The following is a 26,385-nucleotide window of genomic DNA, read 5'->3' on the forward strand; positions in this document are numbered from 1 at the left end:
CTGCGGTGCTGTGCGGGGCGGGACTCAAAGGGGCAGCCGCGAGGCGGGCAGAGGCGACGCAAGCATCGCAACGTGTGAGTGGAGCGAACGAGTGAGGAGCGCAGCGAGCGTCTGCCCGCCTCGCGGCTGGGGCTTTGGAGGTCTCGTCGGCGACACCGATAGCGTCACTCACGTACGGCCGAGCGGCTGGGGCTTTGGAGGTCTCGTCGGCGACACCGATAGCGTCACTCACGTACGGCCTCGCGGCTGGGGCTTTGGAGATGTTCACCGCTGATCCGTCGGCAGGTGCTTATAAGCGAACGGCTGGGGCTTTGGCGGTGTTCACCGCCGATCCACTACACCACCGATCCTCACGCCAGTCGCTTATCGCGGAACGCCCGAATGACGTCCTGCCGGGCGATGATCCCCACAATTCTCCCGTCATCATCGACGACCGGCACCCGGTTGATGTTCGGGTCGTCGCCGGAGAGCAGATCGAGCACCTCGTTCACGTCGGTGTCGGGCGAGACGGTCGCCGCGTCGGTGCTCATCACCTCGGAGATCGGCTTGTCCGCGTTCCGGACCATGTCGACGCCCAGGTCGAGGTCGGCCCACGGCGCCTTCACCTGATAGGTGAGCGTGTCGACGAACGGGGGAAGCCCGATCGGGATCCACAGCGTCTCGTCGTCGGGCTCGAACAGGTCGACGAGGTCGGACTCGGTGACGACGCCGACCAGCCGGTCCTCGTCGTCGACGACGGGGAAGCCGCTGAACTCGTAGCGAGCGAACTTCTTGAACACGTCGGCGACGTCGTCGTCCGGCGAGACGGTCTTCACGTCGGACTCCATCAGGTCGCGAGCTTGCATACGGTCGCCGTCGCGTCGCTGATGGGTAGGCGTTTCGGCCGGCGTATCGGCCGACGTCGCGCTCGGAGAATCGGTCGTGACCCGCGACGAGATGTCGACGCCGCTCGGGATATGAAAACTGAGTGGCCGGGGTGGGCTCCGAACCCACGATCTCCGCATGTCCCAGGTCCGAGGCTCGGCGGAGCCACGGGAAGGACGCGGACGCTTCCAAGGCGTCACCGCACCGAATCTCCGAACCCTATGAGTGCGGCGCTATGTCCAGCTAAGCCACCCGGCCTCACCCTTTCGTACCGCGATGATACCCTTTAACCTTCCCATCCGTCGGAAGGTTGCGAACCCGTGACAGAGTCGCCGCGGGCGATCCGGCGGCGAGATCGATCCGATTCCGACCCCTCCGCGACCACGGTCGACGCGGACCCCGCGGATTTATGGCCGACGGGTCGGATCTCCGCGGTATGAGCCTTCCCGAACTGCTCGCGGGGACCGTCGGCGACGAGGAGGTCGTGGCCGAGGTCCCGCTCGGGGGAGCCGACCGACTCGCGGTCACGCCGACGCGGACGCTCGTCTATCGCGGCGACGGCCTGCTGTCGGACGAGTCGGTCGCGGAGTACTCCCACGACGTCGAGCGCATCGCGGTCTCGACGGGTCGCCGCAAGGCGAAACTCACCCTCGGTTACGGCCTCGACGGCGACGAGACGATCTCGGTGCCGGCCAAGCGCGCCGACGACGTGCTCCACCCGATCCTCGCCGGCGTCCTCTCCGCGACGGGCGTCACCGGGCCCGGCGAGTCCGTCGTCCGCACCTTCCGCTTCTCCGAGCTCACGCTCGTCGTCACCAGCGACCGGCTGGTCAAACACGTCGGCTCCGCCGTCTGGGACGAGGAGTTCGAGGAGTTCGCCTACGACGACATCACCGACCTCGACTTCGAGGAGGGGACCGTCGCCACCGCCGTCGTGTTGACCCACGGCGGGCGCTCCGAGCGGTTCAAGGCCCCCAACGAGTCCGCCCGGGCGGTCCGGGAGACGCTCGTCGACGCCGTCTGCACGTATCACGGCGTCGACAGCCTCGAGGAGTTCCGCGTGACCGTCGCCGAGGAAGGCGACGACGAGGCGGCCGCCGGGGAAGCGGACGCCGGCGGCACCACCGACTTCGGCGAGGGCCCCGACCCGCTGTCGGCGTCGCCGGTCGCCGACGCGGAGGCGGAAGCGGAGGGGGCCGACGCACCTCCGGAATCGGGCGACGAGACGGCTCCGGAGTCGGGATCCGGGGCGACCCCGGAAGCCGGATCCGTGGCGGAGGCGGAACCCGAAACGCCCCACGAGGACGGGACGGAACCCGCGTCCGGAAGCGGGGCGTCGGTAGACGAGGGTGCGGTCGGTGCGGGAACGGGTACCGTCGAGGAATCGACCGCCGATCGCGCGATCGACTCCGACCCGCTCGGCGACGATCCGCTCGACGACGATCCGCTGGCTGACGACCCGCTCTCCGACGACTCGGTCGCGGACCCGGTGACGGACTCGGCTGCCGAGGCCGACCCGGCGGCGGGATCGACGACCGACTTCGCGGACGACGCGGCGGGAGAGGCGACTGCGGAGGAGATCGCGTCGACCGGGGCGGCCGATCCGGCGGGCGCCGCCGACGCACCGGACGAACCCGGGCCGGCCGACGCGGACGCCTTCGACGGCTCGCCGTTCGAGAGCGCCGGCGTCGAGGGAGAGGACCTCGCGACCGAAGTGGCCGAGCTGCGCCACACAGTCGAGCAGCAGTCCGAGCGCCTCGACAGGCAGTCCGCGCTGATCGAACAGCTGATCGAGGAGCTCCGCCGCGGTCGCTGACCCCGGCTCGGCGGTCGGTGATCTCGGGCTCGCCGATCCGGCCTTTCCGCCCCCGGTTTTCCGCCCCCGGTTCTCTCGGGCGATAGTTGCAGGAGTCCATTTTTAACTACGAGGGAAAACCGTCGGACAGTGACCGCACAACTGACGCGCCTCGACGCGCTGTTGGGGAGCGTCGCGACCACGGAGGCCCGCGTCGCGGTGACCGCCGGGATCCTGCTCGCGACGCTCGCCGTCGGCTGGCTGCTCCTCCCTCGGGTCGTCCGGGCCGCAGAGCGCGTCGCGACGCGCTGGCTGGAACGGTTCCTCGACGGGCGGGCGGAAAGCTCGATAGAGACGATGCGCGAGGCCGTTCCGGTCTCGTTCGCGCTGCGGCTGTTCGTCGGCCTCCTCCAGCTCGCGCTGTTCGCGCTCGCCGCCGTCGCGATCTTAGCGCTGTGGGGACGGTTCGCGATCGTGATCGCGGTGCTTCCGGTCGCGGAGAACGCGCTCGCGATCGGCGCGCAGGCGTTCCTCTCCGCGCTGCTCCTCGGTGCCGCCTACGTCGCGAGCGACGTGTTAGACGAGTACGTCGAGGACCTCTCGGCCGACAGCGACCGCATCACGGCCCACCAAGAGCAGCTCCTCAGCCGGATCATGCAGGTCGGTGTGCTGGTGATCGCGGGGGTAACCGTCCTCGGGATCTGGGGCGTGAACCTCGGCGGGCTGCTCGTCGGGGCGGGCTTTTTAGGGATCGTGCTCGGGATGGCGGCCCGCCAGACGCTCGGGTCGCTGATCGCCGGCTTCGTCCTGATGTTCGCGCGCCCGTTCGAGATCGGCGACTGGGTGGAGATCGGCGACGAGGAGGGGTTCGTCACCGACATCACCATCATGAACACCCACATGCGAAACTTCGACGGCGAGTACGTCGTGGTGCCCAACGACCTGGTCACCAACCAGGCGATCACGAACCGGAGCCGCGAGGGCCGGCTCCGGATCCACATGGAGGTCGGGATCGGGTACGACGACGACCCCGACGAGGCCAGCGAGATCGCCGAGGCGGTCCTGACCGAGATCGAAACCATCGCCAACAACCCGAAGCCGTACGTGATCCCCTCGGGCTTCGGCGACTCCGCAATCTTACTCGACCTCCGCTTCTGGATCGAGCCGCCGACCCCGCAGGCGCGGTGGCGCTCGAAGGCGACCGCCGTCGAGATGATACAGGACCGCTTCGCGGACGCCGGGATCTCCATCCCGTACCCGCAGCGGACCGTGTCGTACCCGCCGGGGACGGCGGAGACGGACGAGACCGTCGAGCGCGTCGAGCGTGTCGACGCCGACGACGAGCGCTCGTCCGGCGGCAGCGTCGGACGCGCGAGCGACCGCCCTACCTGAGCGGCGTCGCGCCGTCGACCGACGCTTCCGGCTCCACCGGCTCGAACGTTATCCGCACCACGGCGTCGACCGTCTCAGAGAACCCGTTCGTGTCGACGTCTTCCCGATAGGGCGACGGGCCGTGAACGTCGGCGATTCGGTACGCGCGATCGGCGGAGAGCGGCTGGTTCAGCTCGACGAACAGCACGGACTCGCAGTCGCCCCGCTCGCCGCCCCACGTGGGGAGCGTAACGGGAACCGCATCCGCCTCGGCGCGGATGACGTGCCCCTCCGCCAACCGCTCGTCCTCTCCGACGATCGCGCCGGAATCACCGTATCCGTTGGGATCGATATCCGACGGATCGGTCAGGTAGAACGTCCCGTCCCAGCACCCCCCGCCGTACGGATCGGCGCCCGTGATCCGTCGGTACGACTTCTCCGAGACGTAGCCGACGCCGCCCTCGCCGGTCTCGAGACCGCCGGTGCAGGATCGTTCGGAGTCCTCGGCGGGGTCGGAGTCCTCGGCGGAGTCGGAGTCTTCGGCCGGGTCGGCGTCCTCGGATCGACCGGCGTTTTCGGGCCGGTCGGCGCTCCACGGCAGGAACTCGACGCGGTCGCTCACCGACTGCCCGCTCGGGTCGTCGAGGGGATTGTCTCGGTGGCTGGGGCCCGTCTCGTCGCCCCACCAGTTACACGTCGCATCGACCGCTTTCGGGAACGACGCCGCGTCCGCGACCGCACCGCCCGCCTCGTTGCCCTCGACGACGTTGCGCCGGAGCCGCGCCTCGAACGCGGCGGCCGCCCGCAGTCTGTACCCCGCCTCGTTCCCGGCGAGGACGCACCCTCGCACTTCGAGGAAGCCGTTCGTGTGCTCGACGCCCGGGCCGGCGTTGTCCCGAACGTCGCAGCGGCGCACGAGGACGGGATCGTCGAGCTGCGGACCGTCGGGAGGAGCCCTCTCGACTCCCGAGCCGCCGGTCGCCTCGATCGGCGACCGGGCGACGAGGGTCGTCTTGCCTGCCCAGCCGTCGTCACCCTCGGTCCGCGAGCGACCGACGGGGGCCGTCTCCACTCCCGGGCCGTCGTTCGTCTCGATCAGCGTCCGCTCGACGCTCGATCCGGCGGTCGTCGGCAGCAGGACGCCGCCGCCGTTGTCCGCGACGACGGAGTCCTCGACGACCGTCGTCGCGCGAGCGCCCGACTCGACGACGAGCGCTCGTCCGGCGTTCTCCCGTATCTCGCAGTCCCGTATCGAGACGCGGCCGTCGTCCACCGCTATCCCGACACCTCCGTTCCCACGGACCGCCGAGTCCGCGCACGCGATCTCCGCCCCGCCCTCGCTCCGCACGCCGGCGGCGGCGTTCCCCTCGACCGTCACGGAATCGAGCGTGAGAGAGGCGCCCCAGCGAACGTCGACGCCTCGCCGGAAGTTCCGCACCGTGAGGTTCTCGACGGTGACGCCGCGCGCGCCGTCCCGCACTTTGATCCCCGTTCTCTCCCCGTCCCCCTCGATCCGGTGTCCTCGTCCGTCGATCGTCACGTTGCTCGCGGCGATTTCGATCCCCTCGCCCGCCGCGGAGACGTCGTCTTCGAGGAGGTATCTCCCCGACTCGTCGACGGTGGTCGGCTCGGCGATCGTCTTCGGGAGCTGGTAGTCGCCGACGGTTCCCGTCCGAACGCCCCCGATGCCGGCGAAGGCGAACCCCCCGCCGACGCCCCGCTGGAGGAACTTCCGCCGCGAGTATCCGTCCTGCGCGTCGTCCGGTGGGTTCGCTTCCCTTGGCATGACAACGAATGCGACTCTCCAGAGCGTCATCGTTATGTGCCGGCTGAACGCCGCGTTAGAAGGCCGCTACTCGGCCTCTATCGGTGTATCATCGAGAGGTTCCGTCCCGCCGATCCGTCCCGTATCGCATTCACCGATCTCGTCCGAACCCCGCGGCGAACGTCGGCTCGTCCACCGAGAGGACGGTCGGCCGCCCGTGCGGACACGCGTACGGGCGGTCGCACTCGCCGAGTCGGTCGAGCAGCGACCGGAGCTCTTCACGCGTCAACTCCCCGATCGCTCCGCGCTTCAACGACGGGTGACACGCCAGGTCGGCGAGCAGCGTCTCGCGGGCATTCCGCGGCGACTCCCCGTCCGCGAGCGTCGCGAGCGCGTCGCGGAACGCGTCCGCGTCGGCCGCCCGCCCGAACGGCGCCGGGACGGCCCGGAGCCTGACGGTCCCGCCGCCGAACGGCTCCGTCTCGAACCCGAGCGCGGCGAGGGCGTCGGCGTGCGCCTCCGCGGCCGCCGCCTCGTCGGCCGACAGCGACGCGGTCGCCGGCGGGTCGAGCGGGGCGGTCGGCACCGCCTCGCCGTCGAACGCCCGGGCGAGCCGCTCGTAGTTCACGCGCTCGTGGGCGGCGTGGCCGTCGATCACGAGCAGCTCGTCGCCGGCCTCCGCGAGGAGGTAGAGGTCCCGGAAGGTCCCGATCGGCTCCGCGTCCGCGAACGCCGCCGGGCGCTCGCCCTCGTCGCCGCCGACCGGCTCCAGCGCGCCTTCGAGCCCGGTGTCGACCTCGGCCTTCCGCCGGAGGTCGGCGCCAGTGAGCGCGTCGGCGACGACCGACTCGACCGCGTCCGCGACCGCGTCGGCGTCGCGGAGCCCGACCTCCCGCTTCGCCGGGTGGACGTTCGGGTCCACGCGGACCGGCGGCAGCGACGCGTCCACGACCGCCACCGGCTCGCGACCGTCCGGGATCAGGCGGCCGTATCCCGCGCGGACCGCGGCGGCGAGCCGGTCGTTCCGGACCGGGCGCCCGTTCACCGAGACCCGGACGTGGTCGCGCGAGGAGCGCGTCACCGAGGGGTACGCGAGGGCGCCGGCGACGTCGATCGACGCGGATTCGTCTCCGTCCCCCGCCCCCTCGATCTCGGCGCTCGCCGCGACCTCCGTCGACCGGCTCGCGGTCTCTCGGTCGTACACGCCGAGCAGCGCCTCCGTGATCCCGGATCCCGGCGTCGACAGCGTCCGCGACCCGTCGTGCTCCAGCGTGAACGCGACGCCGGGGTTCGCCAGCGCGTAGTCCGCGACCAACGAGGAGACCCGCGCGAACTCGGCCGCCGACCCGGCGAGCGACTCCCGGCGCGCGGGGCGGGTCGCGAACAGGTCCTCGACGACGACGGTGGTGCCGCGGGCGCGCCCGGCGTCGGTGACGGTCGGGCCCTCGGAACCGCGGTCGAGTGCCGACCCGCCGCCCGACGCCGCGCCGTCGACGACCACCCGCGTCCCGACCGCGTCGCCGTCGCCGGTGACGAGTTCGAGCCGCGCGGCCTCGGCGATCGCCGCCAGCGCCTCGCCGCGGAAGCCGAGCGAGCCCGCGCCCACGGGGTCGCCGTCGGGCGCGAGCTTGCTCGTCGCGTGGCGCTCGACCGCGAGCCGGGCGTCCTCGCGGCTCATCCCCCGCCCGTCGTCTGCCACCCGGATCCGGTCGGTGCCGTCGCCCTCGACCGCGATCTCGACCCGCGAGGCGCCGGCGTCGAGCGCGTTGTCGATCAGTTCGCCGACGACGCGGGCGGGCCGGGTCACCACCTCGCCGGCGGCGATCCGGCCGACGGTGGCGGGGTCGAGCCGGCGGACGCGGTCCGGATCCTCGGAGTTGGTTCCCCCGGCAGGCCGTTCCTCACCCGTCATTGTCGACCCGCGACTGGAGGTCGTGGAGGGCGTTCAGCGCCTCGATCGGCGTCATTCGGGCGAGGTCGAGGTCGCGGAGGGCAGCGGTCAGTTCGGTCTGGGCGCCGGCCGACCGGTCGGTCCGGGGGTCGCCGTCGGCCGCGGAGTCGCCGTCGGTCGCGGCGCTCGCGTCCTCTGTCCCCTTCGGATCTGCCTCCCGTTCCGTCTCCTCCTCCGCGAGGAACTCCCGTAGTGACGCGTCGGGGTCGTCGCCCTCGTCGCTGCCGACCGCGGGATCGGACGCGTCCGTCTCCGCGTCGACCCCCTCGGCGTTGACCCCCTCCGCGCCGCCCGTCTCCGCGGCCACGAGGTCGCGGGACCGGTCCACGACCGGGGCCGGGACACCGGCGAGCTCGGCGACCTCGACGCCGTACGACGAGGAGGAGGCGCCGGGAACGACCCGGTGGAGGAACGTCACGTCGCCGTCCTCGCGGGTCGCCGTGAAGTGGAGGTTGAAGGCGCGCTCGCGCTCGTCGGCGAGGTCGGTCAGGTCGTGGTAGTGCGTGGCGAAGAGGGCGGTCGCGCCGAGCTCGTCGTGGACGAACTCGGCGGCGGCGCGGGCGATGGCGCGCCCGTCGGTCGTGGCGGTGCCGCGGCCCACCTCGTCTAAGAGGACGAGCGAGTCCGGGCCGGCGTCGTGGAGGATCTCGGTCAGCTCGCTCATCTCGCGCATGAACGTCGACTGGCCGCCCGCGATGTCGTCGGAGGCGCCGACGCGGGTGAACAGCCGGTCGAAGACGGGGAGCGTGGCCGCCTGCGCGGGGACGAACGAGCCGGTCTGCGCGAGCACGACCGCGAGCGCGACCGACCGCATGTACGTCGACTTCCCGCTCATGTTCGGGCCCGTGATCACCGCGATCGACCCGCGCGGGAGGTCGGCGTCGTTCGGGACGAACGACTCCTCGGCGCGCTCGACGACCGGGTGGCGTCCCCCCTCGACCTCGACGCCGGCGTCGGGGTCGTCGACGACCTCCGGGCGGACGTAGTCCCGCTCGACGGCGACGGTCGCCAGCGAGCGGAGCGCGTCGAGCGCCGCGATCGCGTCCGCGAGCCCCTGGATCCGCTCCGTCTCGCTCGCGACGCGCTCGCGCACGTCGACGAACAGCTCGTACTCCAGGGCGTCCGCGCGCTCCGCGGCGCCGACGATCTCCTCCTCGCGCTCCTTCAGCTCCGGCGTGTAGTAGCGCTCGCTGTTCTTCAGCGTCTGTCGGCGGCGGTAGTCGTCTGGGACGCGGTCGAGGTTGGCGTCGGTCACCTCGATGTAGTAGCCGTGGACCTGATTGTGGCCGACCGACAGCGAGTCGATCCCGGTGCGCTCGCGCTCGCTCGCCTCCAGGTCGGCGACCCACTCCCGGCCCTCGCGCTCGGTCGTGCGGAGGTCGTCGAGATCGTCGTCGAATCCCGAGGCGATCACGCCGCCGTCGGTGATCTCCGGCGGGGGGTTCGCGGCGATCGCGTCGTCGATCAGCTCGCGGACCTCGGTCAGCTCGTCGAGGCTGTCGCGGAGGTCGCGAAGGTGGTCGGTGCGGGGGCGGGCGGCGTCGGTGTCGCCGACATCCTCTCCGTCCGCGCCGTCTCCCGCTCCCGCCTCCCCGTCCGCCCCCGCCAGCGTCGCTTTCAGCTTCGGCACGACCGCGAGCGTCGCGTGCAGCGAGCGCAGGTCGCGGGCGTCGGCGCGCCCCCGAGAGATCCGGCCGACGAGGCGTTCGAGGTCGTAGGCGGCCCCGAGCGCGTCGGACAGCTCCTCGCGGACGAGGGTGCGGTCGACCAGCTCGCCGACCGCGTCGTGGCGGCTCCGGATCGCGTCGGCGTCGACGAGGGGGCGCCGGAGCCAGCGCTCTAAACACCGTCGGCCGAGCGCGCAGCTCGTCTCGTCGAGCGCGCCGAACAGGGTGTCGCTCGCGCCCAGCCCGCGGTTCTCGAACAGTTCGAGGCTGCGCTGGGCGGCCGCGTCGAGCCGGAGCCGGTCGCGGGGGTCGTACCGCCGGATCCGGGTGACGTACGAGAGCGGGCCGTCGTCGCCCTGCGTGTACTCGGCGTACGCGAGCACCGCCCCCGCCGCCCGCAGTTCGGCGTCGCCGTCGAACCGGCGGTCGGGGGCGGGGAGGTACGGCTCCAGCCGGTCGGTCGCGGCCCGGCGCTCGAAGGCACCAGGGTCGTACGCGTGGGTCGTCCAGCCGCGCTCGGCGTCCGCCAGCTCGAAGGCGGGGGCGTCCGGTCCCGCGATCAGCTCCGCGGGCGCGATCCGGTCGAGCTCCTCCGCGACCGCGTCGCGGTCGCCCGACGTGACGAGGCACTCGCCGGTGGAGACGTCGACGGCGGCGAGGCCGACGGTCTCTCCCTCTCTCGCGGTCGCCGCCACGTAGTTCGTCGTCCCGGCCTCCAGCAGCTCGTCCTCGACGACGGTCCCGGGGGTGATCACCTCGGTGACGGCGCGGTCGACGAGCCCGGACGCCTGCTCGGCGTCCTCGACTTGGTCGCCGACGGCGACGCGGTAGCCCGCGTCGAGCAGCGATTCGAGGTACGGCGCGGCGTTGTCGATGGGGATCCCCGCCATCGGGTAGTCGCCGGTGGAGTCGGAGCGCTCCGTCAGCGCCACCTCGCAGACGCGGGCGACGGCCTCGGCGGCCTCGCAGAACGCCTCGTAGAAGTCGCCGACCTGGAACAGCACGAGGGCGTCCTCGTGGGCGGCACACAGGTCGGCGTACTGCGAGAGCATCGGCGTCAGCTCCTCGCGGGCGTCGGCGATCCCCGGCGGGAGCCCGGTCACCGTCTCGCGGTCCGCAGTCGGCATACCACGGATCCGGGCGCCCGCGGTCATAAACGGTGCGGAGCCGGGCGGTGGGACCGACCGGTCGACCGGTCCGGTCGATCCGCGGCGCCCGAGCGCTTACAACGCTGGAACCCCGAGAGAACCCGTGACGAACCGCGCGATCGTCGTCGGCATGGCAGCGACGTTCATCGGACTGACGGCCTTCCTGCTCGTCGCCGGAGTCGTCGTCTCCCCCGTCCTGCTGGCGGTCGCCGTCCCGTTCGGCGTCGTCTCGTACTTCCTCTGGTACCACGCCAGCGGCCGGCTCCGCGACCGCGTCCGGCGCGAGGCCACGCAGGTGGGTCCCGGAGAGCACGCACGAGCGCGTCAGCGCGCCCGAGCCGCCGAACACCGCCGGTCCGCCGGGGCGACGGACGGCGGGTTCGGTCGCGGGGCCGCTAGAGGGGGCCGCGGTCGTGGGCGCCGAGCCGCGTCCGGACCGGGAGGCCCCGAGGCCGGAGACCCCCGCGACCGCGCTCCGCCGACGAGCGGGATGTCCGAGCGCGAGGCCTACGCGGCGCTCGGGCTCGACCGGACCGCCGACAGCGAGGCGATCCGGTCCGCCTACCGGGGGCGGGCGAAGCGGATCCACCCGGACGGCGAGGAGGGCGACGAGGCGGCGTTCAAGGAGCTGAACGAGGCGTACGAGCTGTTGACGGACTGACTGCGGTTCCGCTCGCGATTCTCCGCTCCGCCCGCCGATCACCGAGCGTCGGCGTCGCCGAGCGCATCCGCGATCGCGGTCTCCGCCTCCGCGAGCTCCGACCGCGTGTTGACGTTGGTGAACGTCCGTTCGGTGGTTCGATCGCGAATCTCGGCGTCGTCGACGACGACGCGGTCGAGGTCGTCGATCGGCGCCAGCACCTTCCGGTCGCCGCGGGCGAGGGCGCGGTCGCAGGCGGCCGCCATCGCCTCGGCGTGGTACACCGCCTGCGTCGTCTGGAGCCAGCGGTCGTCGAGCCGCGGGATCGCCCCCTCGCGTCCCGCGGCGTCCTCGCGGAGCGACCTGAGGAACCCCGGGTCGACGAACGGGGTGTCGCAGGCGACGACGGCGACGTACTCGTCGTCGGCGACTCGGCAGGCGTTCCGGATCCCCGCGACCGGCCCGAGATCGGGCTGGTCGTCGACCGCCCAGCGGAGGGGGAGCGGGAGACCGTCGAGCGCGTCCGCGAACGCCTCCCGCTGATCGGGCCGACAGTTGACCACGATCTCGTCGACGATCGGGTCGCCGCCGGCGGCGCGGTCGGCACCCGGCGGGACGGGGTCGTCGTCGCCCGCGAGTCGGTCCGCGACGCGGCGGACCATCGGCACGCCCGCGAGGGGGGCGACGGCCTTGTCGCGGTCGCCGAAGCGCGTCGAGCGCCCCCCGGCGAGGATGGCTCCGGTGGTCACGGGGCGCGGTTGGACGCCGGGGGACTTCGCGGTTGCGGTCCCCCCAACTCCCGGCAAAGCGACCCGTTAAGTGGCCGGCGGTCCAGGGATCGAACATGGCAGAGGCCACGGATCTCGAGGAGCTGAAGCGGGGGACCGACCTGGTGAAGCGCGGCTTCGCGCGGATGCAGAAGGGCGGTGTGATCATGGACGTCGTCACCCGCGAGCAGGCGCGGATCGCGGAGGACGCCGGCGCGGTCGCGGTGATGGCGCTGGAGGCGGTCCCGGCCGACATCCGCAAGCGCGGCGGCGTCGCGCGGATGCCCGACCCGCAGAACGTCACCGAGATCATCGACGAGGTGTCGATCCCGGTGATGGGGAAATCGCGGATCGGCCACCGCAAGGAGGCGGAGATCTTGGAGTCGCTCGGCGTCGACATGATCGACGAGTCGGAGGTGCTCACGCCCGCCGACGACGAGTACCACACCGACAAGCGCGACTTCGCGTCGCCGTTCGTCTGCGGCGCCCGGAACCTCCCCGAGGCGCTCCGGCGGATCCGCGAGGGCGCGGCGATGATCCGGACGAAGGGCGAGGCCGGCACCGGCGACGTGAACCAGGCCGTCCAACACCAGCGCACCATCAAGAACCAGATCCGGACGCTCACCGGGCTCAACTACGAGGAGCGCGAGAAGTGGGCGCGCGAGCACGGCGCCCCCCGCGATCTGGTCCACGAGACGGCCGAGGCCGGCCGGCTCCCGGTCGTCAACTTCGCGGCCGGCGGCATCGCGACGCCCGCCGACGCCGCGCTGATGATGCACCACGGCTGCGACGGCATCTTCGTCGGCTCGGGCATCTTCGGCGCGGAGGACCCCGAGTCGATGGGTACGGCGATCGTCGAGGCCGTCAACAACTGGGACGATCCCGACGAGCTCGCCGACATCGCCTCCGGCATCGGCAAGGGGATGAAGGGTCAGTCCAACGAGGACATGACCGACGAGGAGAAGCTGCAGGGACGCGGCGTTTGAGCGACTGTTTATAAAGAGCTCTGAGAGTTGGCCCGCTCAGGCCGACCCCTCGGTCCCCGGGTCGTACACGTCCGGATTCGGTTCGCCGTCGACCTCTCGGACCTCCAGGCGTCGATCGGTCTCGTTTCGCTCAGTGGCCGTATCTGTTCACGCGTCGATCAGGAGGTGCGTATCCCTCCGAACGTATTCGGGGACGTACCCGTCGGTAGCTTTCAGCACTCCGTTCCTGCGAACGGGCACTGTTCGAATCCAGTTGATGGGGTCGCAGCACACGTGTTCGACGTTCCGTCTACGAGCACTCGCAGGCGTTCGATCGCCTCGTCCGGGAGCACGTATCCGATTCGGTACCCCACTTCGAGCGGCATATCGAACCCCGTTCGACGACCAAAGAACGTTCGGACTGCACACTGGCGCGCCTCGAGCTCCAACGCGACCTCCCTCCCGTGATCGGTGAGCTCGACTCCGGCTCGCTTCTCGTGTCGGAGGAGCCCAGCGGCGGCGAGTCGCTCGAACATCTCCGTCACGCTCGACGGCGCGACACCGAGGCGGTCGCTCACCTCCCCGGTCCGAACCCGGTCGTCGCGGTCGGTACCGAGCCGCCTGACGGTGACAAGATACAGCCCGCCGTTCCGATCGACGCAGGCGGTGGGTCGCGCGCAGCCGCAGACGTCCATCTGTGCGTGGTCGATAGCCATTATCGTCTGTTCGACACGCTCAGGACATGAGGATACCTCCGAACATGTTCCCGCATGTCGTCGATTTCAGATCTCGCCCACGCTCGTCGACGTACCGTTCCGCTCGCGTACCAGTAGAACCCGCGACCGACGGAAGGGGAACATCTTCGGTGGTACCGTCAGGTGTGCGGAGACCGTACCCGCATCCATGGGCGCGATCCCGGGTACCATCGAGACGGACCAACAGCCCCCGATGACGGTCCCGTTACGACACTTCGTCGTCGGCCTCGTCTTTCTCGTCGCGGGTATCGGAGTCGGGGTCGGCTTACACCTGAACGCCGTTCCGGGACTGGGCCGGCTCGCTCACGTCCATCTCCTGTTAGCCGGGTGGATATGTATCACGATCATGGGGGCGATGACGCAGTTCGTGCCCGTCTGGTCGGGCGCGACCCTCTACTCGCGGCGACTCGCGAATCTGCAGTTGGGGCTGGTCGTCGCCGGTCTCTCGGGATTCGTCGTCGCGTTTCTCCTGGTCGAGATGAGGTGGTTGATCCCGTTCGCAGCGCTCATGCTCGTCGGCTTCTGGGCCTTCGCGTACAACATCGTCCGAACGCTCGGCACCGTCGAGGAGTACGACGTCACCGAGCGGCACTTCCTCGGGGCGCTCGGCTTGTTCCTCCTGTTGACCGTTCTGGGCGTCCTCCTCGCGATCGATTTCACGGTTCCGACGTTCTCGCGGATCGGCGTCAGCCGGTCCGGGGTGGTGGGCGCCCACGCGACCCTCGCGGTGTTCGGTGCCGTGCTCACGACGGTGTACGGCGCGGTGTACCAGCTCGGAACGATGTTCACACAGACGGAGCTCCACGGGATCGACCACCAGCTCCGCTCCGTCGAAGAGATCGCGCACCCCACCGGCGTCGTCGTACTCGCGGTCGGTCGGCTCGTGGCTCACGCCCCCGCCGCGCGGGTCGGCGGTCTGTTGATCCTGTTCGCCGCGTCGGCGTTCTGTCTCATCCTGGTACGCAAACTGTACGAGATGCAGGTCGAACGGACCCCGATGCACACGCGGTACATGGTGGCAGTGGGGGCGCTCGTGCTGTGGATCGCCGTCACAGTACCCGCGTGGATATCTGACCCGTTGACGCGCGATCACCTGCTCGGCGCGGCGAACGCCGGCCATCTGCTCCTGTTGGGAGCGATCGGGTTCGTCGTCGTGGGAACGCTGTATCACATCATTCCCTTCGTCATCTGGGTCAACCGGTACAGCGATCTGTTAGGGTTAGAGGACGTCCCGATGATCGACGACCTCTACGACGACCGGATCGCCGCGATCGACGGGATGCTCCTCGGGGCCGGAAGCGCACTGATCGTAGGCGCAGAGCTACTGGAGGTCGCCGGAACACCGGCGCTCCTCGGCGGACTGCTAGTGGGCGGCGGCGTCGTGGCGTTCGTGTCCAACATGTTACTCGTGTTAGTCCGTCACAGCCCACACGCGATCGATCGAATCGTGTTGGGTTCGTTCTCGCCGCGCCGAGTGCGCGATCTTGACGAGGCGGCCGACGACTAGATCTGCCAGCAGAAAGCCCGATAATCGTCTAGGACTTCTGAGAACACTCACGAACGCGGGATCAGCTGGACTCCGGATGTGGACACAACGCTTCACGGCGGCGAGCGCCGATCGCCCCCGACGACGAGGCCACCATCCGAACATGTGCGGGAGCAGGAGTACCCTCCACGATCGCGAACGAACGGGTATGCCCAGCTTTCCGTCTCCGTTCGGATCCGACGACAGCGATCTGTTCGACGGCTACGACGAGTTCGCTTCGGATCACCTCCCGCGACCGGGCGAGTTCCTCGACTCTCACCGCCTGCTCACCGGAGCGGATCACGTCGCGTTTCACCGACTCACTCGCGACTGCTTCGAGGAGCGAAAAGTGTACGATATGACGTTCAACTACAACCTCGCCCGGCTGAACCTCGACACGCGTCACACGAGCGCCGGCTACCGGTACGCCGACGAACGCGACGACGCCGACGACGCCGTCGAATCGGACGATATCGACCGCGTACTCCGCGCGGAGTTCACGCCGACGACCCCGTTCTGTCCGCAGACCCACACGCTCACGATAGGATCGTTCCGCGCGTGGAATGGGCTCTCTGAACGGCACGAGTATGACCTCATCCGCGTCCGCGCGGCACCGATGCACCATCAGAGCGGGGCGATCAACGAGCAGCTCGCCGACCTCGAGCGGACGTATCTCGAGACGGGAGACGTGACCGCCGACCCGGAAGGCGGCACCGAAATCGGGTCGAACCCGATGGAACGCTCGATGGAGAACGAGGGGCCGAGCCGGGGATCGCCGGACGCACCGTTCTGAAGGGAGCCGGTCGGCCGGGACAGCGGTCACTGCGTGGTCGGCACCGTGATCCGCGGTCTCGCTCCGGATCCGTCCGTCTTCGAAATCGCCTCGTCAGAACGGGGCGTTCGGATCCTTCGAGACGGTCGAATCACCACCATCGTGTGCTTCGGCCTTTCCGATCAGCACCCTGAACTCGCCGGGATCACGCTTGCGGTATTCTCAGTAGAACTCCGGGCCGGCTTCAGTCTCGAACTGGTGGTACAGCGGCTTCGGGTCGTGGTCGTTCACGAGGGTGAAAAATACGACACGGCGAACTATCGGTCCCTACTCGTCCGTGCCGGGGTCGTACACGTCCGGATTGGGTTCGCCGTCGACGTCGACGACCGCGAGCGCGCCGCGACGGCCGGCCCGCGAGAGCGCGTGGTCGACGATTTTGATCGGGCCCGGAACCGCGAGGTCCATCTCGCCGACCGTCGCCGTCCCGGGCGCGACCGGCGTCGTCTCGACGTATCGGCCGGGCGGGGAGACGAGGTCGCCGTCGCGGTACAGCCGCGACCAGACGTTCCCGATCGGGTGCCACGAGCTGCTGAGGTTCGGGCCGCCGTTCACGAAGAACACGCGGACGGTCTCGTCGACCGCGGCGTCGATCGCGCCGAGGCGGTCCGTCGTGAAGCCGTGGTGCTCGCCGTTGAAGACGACGTACGTCGGGTCCTCCGCGAGCATCGCCCCGTGGTCGAACGCGTGGTGGCCCTTCTCGCCCAGTTCGCCCTCGGTGTAGAGCTCGTGTTGACCGAGGTAGAGCTCGCGGTCCACCGCGGGCAGTCCCGCCTCGGGCTCGACGAGGATCGCGCCGAACATCCCGGCGCTGACGTGGTGGTCCATCGCCGGCACCGCGCAGTGGTAGGTGAACAGGCCGGGGAACTCGGCGCGGAAGCTGAGTTCCGCCGCGTCGTCGCCGGGCACGAGCGTCGTGTCGACGGCCCCGCCGCCGGGCCCGTACACGGCGTGGAAGTCCACGTTGTGGATGTCGTCGTTGTCGTCGGGCGGAACTTCGAACCGGAGGTTCACGGTGTCGCCCCGCCGGACGCGGATCGTCGGCCCCGGGACCTGCCCCTCGAAAGTCATGTACTTGAACGTCACGCCCGGCTCGACCTCCGCGACGAGCTCCTTCGTCCGAAGGGTGACGTCGTGCTCGCGCGGCTCGTCCCAGTCGACGGGAGCCGGCACGTCGGTCGGGTCGGCCGCGATCCGGCCGACGTCGACGTCGCGTGCGGGGTCCAGTTCGGGGGCGACGTCCTCGCTCGCGTCCTCCGGCGGCGGCGTCTCCGCGTTCACCGGCGCACCGATACAGCCGGCCACCGCGCCGACCGCCCCGCTCCCGAGCGCTGCAACCATCTTCCGCCTGCTGAGGTCTTGTGACATGATTCTTCTCTGTCTCAACGGAGGCGACCTCGTGACATATAGCGTATATACTGTTCCCTAACACCGAGACGAGATCGGCTCTCTACCCCCATATGTGGGATATTAAATATCTCCTGTAACCGGATACGACTGGGACAGATCGGGTCCCGTCGGTTTCGTTTTCGTAGCGGTGAGCGGGGTCGGTCCGGCCCGTCGAACGTGTTCGGGAGAAGAAACGCGGGGACGGAACGCGAGGCCGACGTATGGACCGACCACGGCTCGCGACGCTCCTGACCTGGTCAGTCGTGGGGACGTATCTGCTCGTCGCGCTCGGAGCGACCGCCGCCGCTGACGCGGGCGCGGCGCTCGCTGCGTTCCATTACGCCTCCGCGGTGGCCGTCGGCGTCCTGCTCGCCGCCGCCGCCCTTCTCGCCCACCGAACGGCGGCCTCGCGCGGCGTCCGCGTCGGAACGATCGCGGTCCTGATCGCCTATGTAGCGCAGGCCGGTGTCGGGCTCGCGGGTCGCACCGGCGTCCTGCCGTTCGACGGCGGCGCTCACCTGCTGGGCGGGATCGCGGTCTTCGCCGTCCTCCTCGCGACGCTCGTGATCAGGGTTGAAGAGAGCGCGGACGCGCCGACCCCAGACGACGACGCGTCTACCCGCGACGACGGCGCTCCGACCCGGTCGGTCGACCCCGGGACGCCGACTGCGCTGGACGGGGATGCCGACCCTCGGGCGTCGGGAAGCGACACGATCCGGCTTCGCGGCCGGGTTCGGGCGTACCTCGAACTGACCAAGCCCCGGCTGATGTGGCTGCTGTGCCTGCTCGCGCTGGCGGGGATGGGACTGGCCGTCGCCGGCGGGACCGAACTCGACGGCGTGACGGTCGTCGCGACCCTCGGCGGCGGCGTCCTCGCGACCGGCGCGTCGGGGGCGTTCAACCACGTGTACGAGCGCGACCGCGACCGCAAGATGCGGCGGACCGCGGACCGACCGATCGCGACCGATCGGGTCGGCGTCCGGCGCGCGACCGGCTTCGCCGTCGCGCTCGTCGTCGCCTCGATGGCGGTCATGCTCGCGTTCGTCAACGCGCTCGCGGCCGCGCTCACCGCGGCGGCGGTCGTCTACTACGCGTACGTGTACACGGTCCTGTTGAAGCCGACGACCCGGTGGAACACCGTGATCGGCGGCGGTTCGGGCGCCCTCCCGGCGCTGATCGGGTACGCCGCGGTGACCGGGACGGTCGGGCTCCCCGCCGTCCTGCTCGCGGTCGTCGTCTGCTGTTGGACCCCGGCGCACTTCTACAACCTCGCGATCGCCCACCGCGAGGACTACGCGCGCGCCGACTACCCGATGTTGCCGGTCGTCGCGGGCGTCGAGACCGCGCGCCGGCGGATCCTCGCGTGGCTCGGCGTCACCCTGATCGCCGCGGTCCTGTTGGGGAGCGTCTCCGACCTCGGCCTCCTCTACGCGGTCACCACCACGGCGCTCGGCGCGCTGTTCGTGCGAAGCGTGGTCCGCCAGTACGACGCCGCCGGACGGGGATCCGGAGACGAGGACGAACGGGCCGCCGCCTACCGGAGCTTCCACGCCTCGAACGCCTACCTCGGCGCCGTCCTCGCCGCGATTCTCGTGGAGACGCTCGCACTGGTACCGACGTGACGCCGGCGCGCGCACCGGGCCCGAACCGCGCGCGAACATGTGCGGGCGAACGCTCACCATGCGTATCCGTGTATCGGGCCGTGTGAGCGACCGATGAGCAACCGTACGACATCCGACGGCGGAGACGTCCCTGCGATGCAACGCCTCTATAACCGCATCTGGCTGTTGGCCGCGGCGGCCATCGCCTTCTTTCTCGTGGCCTACGTCGGGTGGGGACTGCTCGACCTCCTGTCGCTTCCCGTGAGGTGATCGACGCATGAGCAACCCACTCGACGACCCCGACGACGACTGGTGGAACACCCCGGTGCACCGACGGGAGAGCATCTGGCTCGGGCTCGCGGGCGCGTGGTCGCTCGGCATCTTCTCGTGGATGGCCGGGTTCACGCAGTTCGGCGACCAGAACCCGATCGGCACGACGTACGACGTCGACCCCGACGAGTACCAGGAACGCGTCGGCGAGTACAAAGAGGCCGCCGAGGAGACCGAAGACGGCTTGGTCCCGCCCGAGGACGACGTGTACGTCGGCGCGATGCGGTTCAACTGGGACGGGCTCCCGGTCGTCCTCGAGGCGGGCCGCGAGTACGACATCCACCTCGGCGCCTACGACGTGCAACACGGCTTCTCGGTCCGGCCGGAGGAGAACCTGAACAAGCAGATCAACCTCCAGGTGTTCCCGGGCTCCGAATGGGTGATCCCGATGACCTTCGACGAGCCGGGCACCTACCACGTCGTCTGCAACGAGTTCTGCGGACAGGGGCACCGGACGATGCACGGCCGCTTCACGGTGGTGGAGGGGTAGCATGTCGGCGATCGCCTCCCTGTTCCGGAACGACTACGACGCGGACGGCTTCCGGACCTGCTCGGTCACCGGACTCGACGTCCACCGGTCGGTGGAGAACTACGTGAAGCTGTTCGGGCTGACCGCGGTGATCGCGCTCGCGGTCGGGGGCAGCTTCGCGTTCTCGGTCGCGATGACCCGCTGGGAGTTCGTCGGGCTGATCGACCCGAGCAGCTACTACACGCACCTGAGCATCCACGCGTGGAACCTGCTCATCTTCTGGATGGTGTTCATGGAGATCGCCGTCCTCTACGTCGGCGGTCCGATGGTGCTCGGCCGAAAGCTCCCGCTTCGGCGGCTCGCGACGGTCGGATACGTCACGATGCTGGCCGGCGCGGTCGGCGTGAACGCGTCCATCTGGCTGGCAGAGGCGCCCAACGAGGCGCCGCTCCTGACGGCGTACGTCCCCCTCCCCGTCTCGCCGTGGTTCTACGGCACCGCAATCGTCTTCCTCTTGGGAACCACGATCGCGGCGCTGCCGTTCTTCGCGACGATCTGGTCGGAGACCCGCGACAGCGGCCGGACGCTCCCGCTCGTCGCCTTCGGCGCGTTCATCACCGGGATCATCGCCGTGGAGGCGATCCTCGGCGGGATCGCGGCGTTCGCGTACGCGCTCGCGTGGCGGATCGACCTCATTGCCTCCGTGGACCCGGGGATCTACCGACAGCTCTACTGGATCGTCGGCCACGGGACCCAGCAGATCAACTTACTCGCGATGATCACGGTGTGGTACTTCCTGACGCACGTCGTGGGCGGCGCCGTAGTGATCTCCGAGAAGGTCTCTCGGACCGCCTTCATCCTCTACCTCTTCTTCATCAACCTCGGGGCGGCCCACCACCTGCTCGTCGACCCCGGCATGTCCGCGGGCTGGCGCATCTGGAACACCTCCTACGCCTTCTACGGCGCGGCCTTCGCGAGCATGATCCACGCGTTCGCGATCCCGGCCGGGATCGAGGCCGGCCGCCGCCGTCGGGGGCAGGGCGGCGGGCTCTTCGGCTGGCTCACCTCCGCGCCGTGGCGGAACCCCGTCTTCGCCTCGACGATGTTCAGCATCATCCTCTTCGGGTTCCTCGGCGGGATCACCGGCGTCGTGATGGGACAGGTGCAGGTGAACATGACCTGGCACAACACCCTCGCGACGGTCGGGCACTTCCACGCGACCGTCGCGCTCGGGACGACGCTCGCGTTCTTCGGACTCGTCTTGTTCGTCATCAAGACGATGTTCCGCCGGGACTACGTCTCGGACACGCTGGCGTCCGCGATCCCGTACGCGTACGGGGCCGCGATGAGCGTCGCCACGCTCATGCTGATGTACGCCGGGATCCTCTACGGCGTGCCGCGCCGGACCGCCGAGGTCGTCAGGAACATCCCCGGATCGGAGTTCAGCTTCTCGGCCGCGATCCCGATATTCATGATCTTCGGGATCTTCGCCCTGTTGGCGATCCTCTCCGGCGTCCTGTTCGTCGGCGTCTCGGTCGGGTCGCTGCTGTTCGGCGACCGGCTTCCCGTCGGCGACGACGGGGGGATGCTCCCCGAGGGCGGGCTCCACGCCGACGGCGGCGAGCCGATCCACGCGGTCGAGCTCCGCGGGACCTTCGCGCTCTGTCTGATCTTCCTCGGCGTCTTCGCCGCCGTCTACATATTGAACTGGTACCTGTTGACCCAGCTCTGGGCGATCGGCGCGTAGGCGCCGACCGCCCGTATCACTCCCAGAGAACCCGACCCAACGACCGCGAGACACACCACGAATGACCGATACGTCTCGGACAAATCCCCTGACGCGACTCGGCGGTATCGCACGCCAGACGTGGCGCGACTTCCTGAGCGTGTACTACGCCAACACGCCCGTCTGGCGCTGGCTCAAGAGCGGCGCGCTCGTCTTCCTCGGGCTCTTCCTGTGGATGGGCGGGAACGTCTTGGCGGCCTACTGGATAGACGCGGTCGCGCTCCGGTACGCGATCGCCTACGGCTTCGTCCTGATCGCGTGGGGGCCGCTCACCCACGTGCTGGTCGTCCCGACCGTGATCCGGCTGCGCCGCACCGCCGAGAACCCCACGGTGCGGCGGATCGTCCGCAACGGGTCGAAGATCAACTTCACGACGTTCCTCGTGATCGTCGCGGTCGTCGGCACCCTCGCGCCGGGCGTGATGCTGCTCGACTTCTCGTCCGGCTTCGGCGCCGACGGCGGCGACGTGACCGCGGACCTCGTCTGTGAGACGGACGGCGACCCGGTCACCTGCGAGCTCGAGACCGCCGAGGGGGTCGATCACGTCGTGCTCCTCTCCGGGGACGAGGAGATCGACCGCAGCGACGAGCCGCCGTACGCGGTGTCGGCGCCCCGCGAGTCGCTCTCGGACGGGCCGTCCGGGAAGCAGTTCGAGATCGAGCTCCGGGACTCGGACGGCGAGACGCTCCGGCGGTTCATCCGGACGGTGTAGGGAGGACATCAGGGAGTCTCTCGTTCCGATACGATCGGAGCGATCAGCTCGGATTCGGCCGCGCGGCTCTCACTGGGTGACCGCGCGCTCCGACACGCTACTTGTGTGCCTTCCACCGCTCCTGTGAGGGGCAGCGACGATCGATTACGGGAGTGAGTATAGTACGTTGTGGGAGCGGTTGTTTATAAGCGATCGAGTGGTGTTGCTGTCGGCTGTTTATACGTGATCGGTGACGCTGTGGTGAACACGTTCAAAGCCCCAGCCGCTGTGGGCGGCGCACGCTCGCTGCGGTGCTTGCGTCGTCATCAGAACGCTTCGCGTTCTGATTGGCTCACGAGAGCTCCGCTCTCGTGAACGCCTGCGCCGCCCGCAGCGACTGCCCTTTTGAGTCCCACCCCGCACAGCACCGCAACCGCGCCTCACGCCTCCCCAGCCTCGTCACCGGACTACGTCCGGTTGCTAGCGAGAGCTTCGCTCTCGCCCTGTCGCTGGCGGCTGTCGCCGCCAGCGACTCCCTCGCGCGGTGCTGCTCGGCCGCGAAGCGGCCTCGCAGGCACGCGCCACCGTACTCGTTATTTATAAGCGATCGTCGCCGTCGCTCAGTATGCTTTAAATACGTCCTCTCCGCCACCGATCTGCAACACTCACTCCCGTCGTCGTTTAACCGACGCCGTTTAGCGATCTCGGCTCTGTTGAAATCCCATTCTCCAGATAGATTTTCACCTGGAACGGCCGGTCGATGAGAGACGCACACTTGACCGAACAACTAACAATACCGTAGGAAAACAACAGGTATGGAACATATCGACGGTGGTCGGGTCTGGAGGTCTCTCTTCGGTGACCGTCTCCCTCGTCGGGCTGTTCTCGGTTCTGTTGTCGGTCTCTTGGGTCTCGCGTCTGTCGCGTTCCTCCTCGGGATGGGTGTTCGCCTCTACGAGTTCTGGGGCTGGCTTGTGATCGTTCCGGGAACTGCTGTCATCGCGGGGATTCTCGGTGCGGGCTTAGTCCCAACTGTCGGCTCACTGTGGCTGATCAGCCTCTGGGGGTACGCCTTTCCACCACTCGTCGGTTATCTCACTGGTGAGTGGATGGGCGTGGGCCGGTACACCTCGCCGAGAATGCTGGGGTTCGCATACGGGTCTGCCCGCGCCGAATTACTCGGGGGACTCGAAACAAGCGTTAGTTTTGGACTGGCGCTTGCGGTCATCGTCGGAACGACCGGCTACGTTGCGGGGTCCGTCATCAGATGGATGGCGACGCGTATACGGTCGGCTTGATTACTGAAGACCCTATATTGACCGCTGCTGGGGCAGAATATGTCGCTTGTTGAGGATTTCAACAGAGCCGCGATCCCCCGTTTCGCAGGGCCGCCCTCACAGCACCGACCGCGTCGAGTTCGTCACGACGATACCGCTGCTGGCGGCCATCGCCAGCGCGGCGAAGAAGGGGTTGAGCGCCCCCGCGACCGCGAGCGGGATGGCGACCGCGTTGTAACACAGCGCCCACGCCACGTTCTCGCGGATGCGCCGCCGCGTCCCGGCCGCGAGGTCGAACACGGTCTCGACCGCGCGAAGGTCCTCGTCGGCGATCACCACGTCCGCGGCCTCGACGGCGCGGGCCGTCCCGTCGCCCATCGCGATCCCGAGGTCGGCCGCCGCGAGCGCCGGCGCGTCGTTGGTCCCGTCGCCGACCATCGCGGTGGTCCCGGACGCGGCGAACCCGCGGACCGCCTCGAGCTTCCCGTCCGGCGGCACGCCGGCGAAGACCTCGTCCACCGCGGGGTGGTCCCGGAACCGGTCGGCTCGGGGGCCCTCGTCGCCGGTCAGGACCGCGACCTCGCGGTCGGCGAACGCCTCGAGCGCCGCGTCCCACCCCTCTCGCTCGCGGTCCTCGACGGCGATCACCCCGCGGGCCGCGCCGTTCCACCCCACCGCGACCGGCAGGGCGCCCCGGTCCGCGACGGCGTCGACGCGCTCCCGCAGGTCGTCGGGCATCGGGCCGCACTCGCGTTCGACGAGGTCCGCGGTCCCGACGACGACGCGCGCCGCGGTCGCCCGGGAGTCGGACCCCTCCGGGTCGGCGGCGACGATCTCTCCCGAGATCCCCGCGCCGGGGTGGCGGGCGAACGACTCCACCTGCACCTCCTCGGAGAGGGTGTCGGTCGCCGTCTCGTCTCCGGCCGCCGCCTCCCGGATCGCGTCCGCGACGGGGTGGTCGGCGCGGCGCTCGATCGCGGCGGCGCGGCGGAGCGTCCGGTCGTCGCCGTGCGTCTCGCCGACGCGCATCTCGCCCGCGGTGAGGGTCCCGGTCTTGTCGAACACGACCGTCTCCGCTTCCCGAGCGACCTCGAACACCGAGGCGTCCGTGACGACCACGCCGCGGTCGAGCGCGTCGCGGAGCCCGCCGGAGACGGCGAGCGGGGTCGCGAGCCCCATCGCGCACGGACAGGAGACGACGAGCACGGTCAGCCCGGCGAGCATCGCGGCGGCGACCGGCTCCCCGGTCGCGAGCCCCCAGCCGGCGACGAGCAGCCCGAGCGTCAGCACGACCGGGACGAAGGCGGTCGCCAGCGCGTCGACGAACCGCTGGATACCCGGCGTGGCGGTCTGGACCTCCCAGAGCGCGGCGGCGAGCCGGTCCGCGGTGCTCTCGGCGTCCTCGCCGACCCGAATCGCGATCGCGCCGGCCGACTCGCCTCCCTCGATCGCCCGTCCGTCGACCGCTCCCCCGTCGGTCTCCCGGGCGTCGCCGAGGAGGGTTGCGCCGCCGATCACCGTCTCACCGGGTCCCTTCCGCACCGGGAGCGACTCCCCCGTTATCACGGACTCGTCGACGTCGGCGGCCCCCTCGATCACGGTGCCGTCGATCGGCACGCGCTCGCCGGGCGTGACCCGGACTCGGTCGCCCGGTTCCAGGTCCGCGATCGGGACGGATTCCGATCCCGCTCCGGTGACTCGCGTCGCCGACTCGACGCGCGCGGCCGTGACGGTCTCGAGCAGATCGGTCGCTCGCGCCCGGACTCGCCCCTCGTAGAACCGGCCGAGCGAGACGACCATCACGACGGCGACCGTGACGTCGTAGTACAGGTGCGTACTCCCGGTCGCGAGCGCGAGGGTGCTGTAGGCGTACGCGGACAGCGCGGCGACAGCGACGAGCAGGTCCATGTTCGGCCGGCGCGCCCGCACGCTCACGTACGCGCCTCGGAGGAGCGGCGCGCCCGTGTACGCCAGCAGGACGGTCGTGAGGAGCGCGATGAACGCCAGCGGCAGGTACCGCCCCGCGGCGGTGGTCGTGTCGATCGCGAGGACGTTCGTCTCGACGCCGAGGTAGCTCGGGTACAGCGACAGGACGTACCACGGCATCACCAGCATCGCGAGGAAGCCGCCCACGACGAGCCGTTCGATCGTACGATCGTCCGGGCGCGCTCCCGCGCGATCGTCGCCGGCTGTCGAGTCCTCGTCTCCGGCCCCCGATCCCTCGTCCGTCCCCGCTCCGTCTCGGAACCGGAGCGTGTAGCCGTATCCGGAGAGCGACTCCGGGAGCTCCGCTCGTTCGATCTCTTCCGGATCGTAGACGACGCGGGCGGTCTCGGTGCCGTAGTTCGCCTCCACGGCGCGGACTCCCGGGCAGTCGTCGCCGCGCACGCCGAGGAACGCCTCGCAGGTGGTGCAGTGCATCCCGTCGACCGCCAGATAGGCCTCGGCGGCGTCCGGTGGAAAGCCCGTCTCGTCCGCCGCTCGGTCGTTTTTCGCCGTCTCCGGATCGCCGCCGAGCCTCGCCTCGCCGGTCCCCTCCGGCTCCGTCCCGGGGTCGTCGGGGTCGTCGAGCCGGCGAGCCACCTCCAGACAGCCGCGGCAGCAGAACTCGCCGTCGACGCCGGTCGCCGTGACGGGTGAGTCCGGAGTCGGGAGGTCACAGAGCCGACAGTGTCCCATCACCCGTGATCGGTCGGCCACCCACGAGTGGCTATCCGCGAACATGTTCGACCGGTTGCCCGACGGGCGGGGTCGGTCACGGCCCGGGTGACGGAGGCGAGGACGATCCGGGAGGCGGAGC

At 70.0% G+C, this 26,385-nt stretch carries 19 protein-coding genes, 1 tRNA gene and 1 pseudogene; 11 read left to right on the forward strand and 10 right to left on the reverse strand.

The window, feature by feature from the left end; genetic code table 11:
• Window positions 1–350: 350 nt before the first annotated feature.
• Together EDM04_RS07090 and EDM04_RS18485 are read right to left on the reverse strand one after the other, a co-directional pair.
• Window positions 351–845 carry an HPP family protein gene (locus tag EDM04_RS07090; RefSeq protein ID WP_123620545.1) on the reverse strand — a complete coding sequence of 165 codons (495 nt, stop codon included), beginning with the start codon at window positions 843–845 and terminating at the stop codon, window positions 351–353.
• Between the two features lie 123 nt (window positions 846–968).
• Window positions 969–1,122, reverse strand: a tRNA-Met gene (locus EDM04_RS18485).
• 178 nt (window positions 1,123–1,300) lie between these two features.
• On the opposite strand from EDM04_RS18485, the gene EDM04_RS07100 reads away from it, so the two are divergent.
• Both EDM04_RS07100 and EDM04_RS07105 read left to right on the forward strand, forming a co-directional pair.
• The gene (locus EDM04_RS07100; RefSeq protein ID WP_123620547.1) at window positions 1,301–2,680 is read left to right on the forward strand and encodes a hypothetical protein; all 1,380 of its coding nucleotides are present in this window, start codon (window positions 1,301–1,303) and stop codon (window positions 2,678–2,680) included.
• A 129-nt stretch (window positions 2,681–2,809) separates the two neighbouring features.
• Complete coding sequence (locus EDM04_RS07105) at window positions 2,810–4,051, forward strand: mechanosensitive ion channel family protein (RefSeq protein ID WP_241154863.1); 1,242 nt, start codon at window positions 2,810–2,812, stop codon at window positions 4,049–4,051.
• On the opposite strand, the gene EDM04_RS18690 is transcribed toward EDM04_RS07105, so the two are convergent.
• From EDM04_RS18690 to mutS, 3 genes are all read right to left on the reverse strand, one after another.
• Window positions 4,044–5,816: a right-handed parallel beta-helix repeat-containing protein gene (locus EDM04_RS18690; RefSeq protein ID WP_206424438.1), complete on the reverse strand. Its 1,773-nt coding sequence runs from the start codon at window positions 5,814–5,816 to the stop codon at window positions 4,044–4,046. The genes EDM04_RS07105 and EDM04_RS18690 overlap by 8 nt on opposite strands.
• Window positions 5,817–5,946: 130 nt before the next feature.
• Entirely contained in the window at window positions 5,947–7,707 is a 1,761-nt protein-coding gene (gene mutL / locus EDM04_RS07115; RefSeq protein WP_123620548.1) for a DNA mismatch repair endonuclease MutL, read from the reverse strand.
• A complete protein-coding gene (gene mutS / locus EDM04_RS07120) occupies window positions 7,697–10,540 on the reverse strand; it encodes a DNA mismatch repair protein MutS (protein WP_123620550.1) in 2,844 nt (947 codons plus the stop codon). Before mutS ends, mutL begins: the two co-directional genes overlap by 11 nt.
• 124 nt (window positions 10,541–10,664) lie before the next feature.
• Here mutS and EDM04_RS07125 point away from each other — a divergent pair, with 124 nt between their 5' ends.
• Complete coding sequence (locus tag EDM04_RS07125; RefSeq protein ID WP_123620552.1) at window positions 10,665–11,222, forward strand: J domain-containing protein; 558 nt, start codon at window positions 10,665–10,667, stop codon at window positions 11,220–11,222.
• Between the two features lie 38 nt (window positions 11,223–11,260).
• Here the strand turns inward: EDM04_RS07125 and EDM04_RS07130 are convergent, their stop codons facing one another.
• The gene (locus EDM04_RS07130) at window positions 11,261–11,950 is read right to left on the reverse strand and encodes a molybdenum cofactor guanylyltransferase (protein ID WP_123620554.1); all 690 of its coding nucleotides are present in this window, start codon (window positions 11,948–11,950) and stop codon (window positions 11,261–11,263) included.
• Between the two features lie 95 nt (window positions 11,951–12,045).
• Here EDM04_RS07130 and pdxS point away from each other — a divergent pair, with 95 nt between their 5' ends.
• On the forward strand, window positions 12,046–12,954 hold the full coding sequence (pdxS, locus tag EDM04_RS07135; protein WP_123620557.1) for a pyridoxal 5'-phosphate synthase lyase subunit PdxS: 909 nt from the start codon (window positions 12,046–12,048) through the stop codon (window positions 12,952–12,954).
• A 212-nt stretch (window positions 12,955–13,166) separates the two neighbouring features.
• Here the strand turns inward: pdxS and EDM04_RS07140 are convergent, their stop codons facing one another.
• The gene (locus EDM04_RS07140) at window positions 13,167–13,649 is read right to left on the reverse strand and encodes a metal-dependent transcriptional regulator (RefSeq protein ID WP_123620559.1); all 483 of its coding nucleotides are present in this window, start codon (window positions 13,647–13,649) and stop codon (window positions 13,167–13,169) included.
• Between the two features lie 187 nt (window positions 13,650–13,836).
• Here EDM04_RS07140 and EDM04_RS07145 point away from each other — a divergent pair, with 187 nt between their 5' ends.
• Together EDM04_RS07145 and EDM04_RS07150 are read left to right on the forward strand one after the other, a co-directional pair.
• Complete coding sequence (locus tag EDM04_RS07145; RefSeq protein WP_123620561.1) at window positions 13,837–15,195, forward strand: hypothetical protein; 1,359 nt, start codon at window positions 13,837–13,839, stop codon at window positions 15,193–15,195.
• A gap of 187 nt (window positions 15,196–15,382) precedes the next feature.
• Window positions 15,383–16,006, forward strand: coding sequence for a hypothetical protein (locus EDM04_RS07150; protein ID WP_123620563.1), 624 nt, complete (start codon window positions 15,383–15,385; stop codon window positions 16,004–16,006).
• 93 nt (window positions 16,007–16,099) lie between these two features.
• Here the strand turns inward: EDM04_RS07150 and EDM04_RS19125 are convergent.
• Window positions 16,100–16,285: pseudogene (locus EDM04_RS19125) on the reverse strand (DUF2249 domain-containing protein); the annotation flags it as partial.
• A 27-nt stretch (window positions 16,286–16,312) separates the two neighbouring features.
• On the reverse strand, window positions 16,313–17,383 hold the full coding sequence (nirK, locus tag EDM04_RS07160) for a copper-containing nitrite reductase (protein ID WP_206424439.1): 1,071 nt from the start codon (window positions 17,381–17,383) through the stop codon (window positions 16,313–16,315).
• A 269-nt stretch (window positions 17,384–17,652) separates the two neighbouring features.
• Here nirK and EDM04_RS07165 point away from each other — a divergent pair, with 269 nt between their 5' ends.
• The 5 genes from EDM04_RS07165 to EDM04_RS07185 all read left to right on the forward strand — a co-directional run bounded on the left by EDM04_RS07165 (window position 17,653) and on the right by EDM04_RS07185 (window position 23,606).
• Window positions 17,653–19,053, forward strand: a complete 1,401-nt coding sequence (locus EDM04_RS07165) for a heme o synthase (RefSeq protein ID WP_123620567.1) — start codon at window positions 17,653–17,655, stop codon at window positions 19,051–19,053.
• A 256-nt stretch (window positions 19,054–19,309) separates the two neighbouring features.
• Window positions 19,310–19,852 (forward strand): cytochrome C oxidase subunit II, encoded by a 543-nt coding sequence (locus tag EDM04_RS07170; protein ID WP_123620569.1) that lies wholly within the window; start codon window positions 19,310–19,312, stop codon window positions 19,850–19,852.
• Window position 19,853: 1 nt separating this feature from the next.
• Window positions 19,854–21,578 carry a cbb3-type cytochrome c oxidase subunit I gene (locus EDM04_RS07175; RefSeq protein WP_123620571.1) on the forward strand — a complete coding sequence of 575 codons (1,725 nt, stop codon included), beginning with the start codon at window positions 19,854–19,856 and terminating at the stop codon, window positions 21,576–21,578.
• Between the two features lie 61 nt (window positions 21,579–21,639).
• Window positions 21,640–22,329 (forward strand): hypothetical protein, encoded by a 690-nt coding sequence (locus EDM04_RS07180; protein ID WP_123620573.1) that lies wholly within the window; start codon window positions 21,640–21,642, stop codon window positions 22,327–22,329.
• A 794-nt stretch (window positions 22,330–23,123) separates the two neighbouring features.
• Window positions 23,124–23,606: a hypothetical protein gene (locus EDM04_RS07185; protein WP_123620575.1), complete on the forward strand. Its 483-nt coding sequence runs from the start codon at window positions 23,124–23,126 to the stop codon at window positions 23,604–23,606.
• Window positions 23,607–23,702: 96 nt separating this feature from the next.
• On the opposite strand, the gene EDM04_RS07190 is transcribed toward EDM04_RS07185, so the two are convergent.
• The gene (locus EDM04_RS07190) at window positions 23,703–26,264 is read right to left on the reverse strand and encodes a cation-translocating P-type ATPase (protein ID WP_123620577.1); all 2,562 of its coding nucleotides are present in this window, start codon (window positions 26,262–26,264) and stop codon (window positions 23,703–23,705) included.
• Window positions 26,265–26,385: the final 121 nt, after the last annotated feature.

Source organism: Halorubrum sp. CSM-61 (assembly GCF_003781945.1).
Lineage (GTDB): Archaea > Halobacteriota > Halobacteria > Halobacteriales > Haloferacaceae > Halorubrum.

Coding starts and splice junctions, on each gene's coding strand:
- mutS (WP_123620550.1), bottom strand. CDS start 10,540: ATGCCGACTGCGGACCGCGAGACGGTGACCGGGCTCCCGCCGGGGATC.
- mutL (WP_123620548.1), bottom strand. CDS start 7,707: ATGACGGGTGAGGAACGGCCTGCCGGGGGAACCAACTCCGAGGATCCG.
- EDM04_RS07185 (WP_123620575.1), top strand. CDS start 23,124: ATGGAACATATCGACGGTGGTCGGGTCTGGAGGTCTCTCTTCGGTGAC.
- EDM04_RS07150 (WP_123620563.1), top strand. CDS start 15,383: ATGCCCAGCTTTCCGTCTCCGTTCGGATCCGACGACAGCGATCTGTTC.
- EDM04_RS07180 (WP_123620573.1), top strand. CDS start 21,640: ATGACCGATACGTCTCGGACAAATCCCCTGACGCGACTCGGCGGTATC.
- EDM04_RS07140 (WP_123620559.1), bottom strand. CDS start 13,649: ATGGCTATCGACCACGCACAGATGGACGTCTGCGGCTGCGCGCGACCC.
- EDM04_RS07190 (WP_123620577.1), bottom strand. CDS start 26,264: ATGGGACACTGTCGGCTCTGTGACCTCCCGACTCCGGACTCACCCGTC.
- EDM04_RS18690 (WP_206424438.1), bottom strand. CDS start 5,816: ATGCCAAGGGAAGCGAACCCACCGGACGACGCGCAGGACGGATACTCG.
- EDM04_RS07145 (WP_123620561.1), top strand. CDS start 13,837: ATGGGCGCGATCCCGGGTACCATCGAGACGGACCAACAGCCCCCGATG.
- EDM04_RS07100 (WP_123620547.1), top strand. CDS start 1,301: ATGAGCCTTCCCGAACTGCTCGCGGGGACCGTCGGCGACGAGGAGGTC.
- EDM04_RS07090 (WP_123620545.1), bottom strand. CDS start 845: ATGCAAGCTCGCGACCTGATGGAGTCCGACGTGAAGACCGTCTCGCCG.
- EDM04_RS07170 (WP_123620569.1), top strand. CDS start 19,310: ATGAGCAACCCACTCGACGACCCCGACGACGACTGGTGGAACACCCCG.
- EDM04_RS07165 (WP_123620567.1), top strand. CDS start 17,653: ATGGACCGACCACGGCTCGCGACGCTCCTGACCTGGTCAGTCGTGGGG.
- EDM04_RS07175 (WP_123620571.1), top strand. CDS start 19,854: ATGTCGGCGATCGCCTCCCTGTTCCGGAACGACTACGACGCGGACGGC.
- pdxS (WP_123620557.1), top strand. CDS start 12,046: ATGGCAGAGGCCACGGATCTCGAGGAGCTGAAGCGGGGGACCGACCTG.
- nirK (WP_206424439.1), bottom strand. CDS start 17,383: ATGGTTGCAGCGCTCGGGAGCGGGGCGGTCGGCGCGGTGGCCGGCTGT.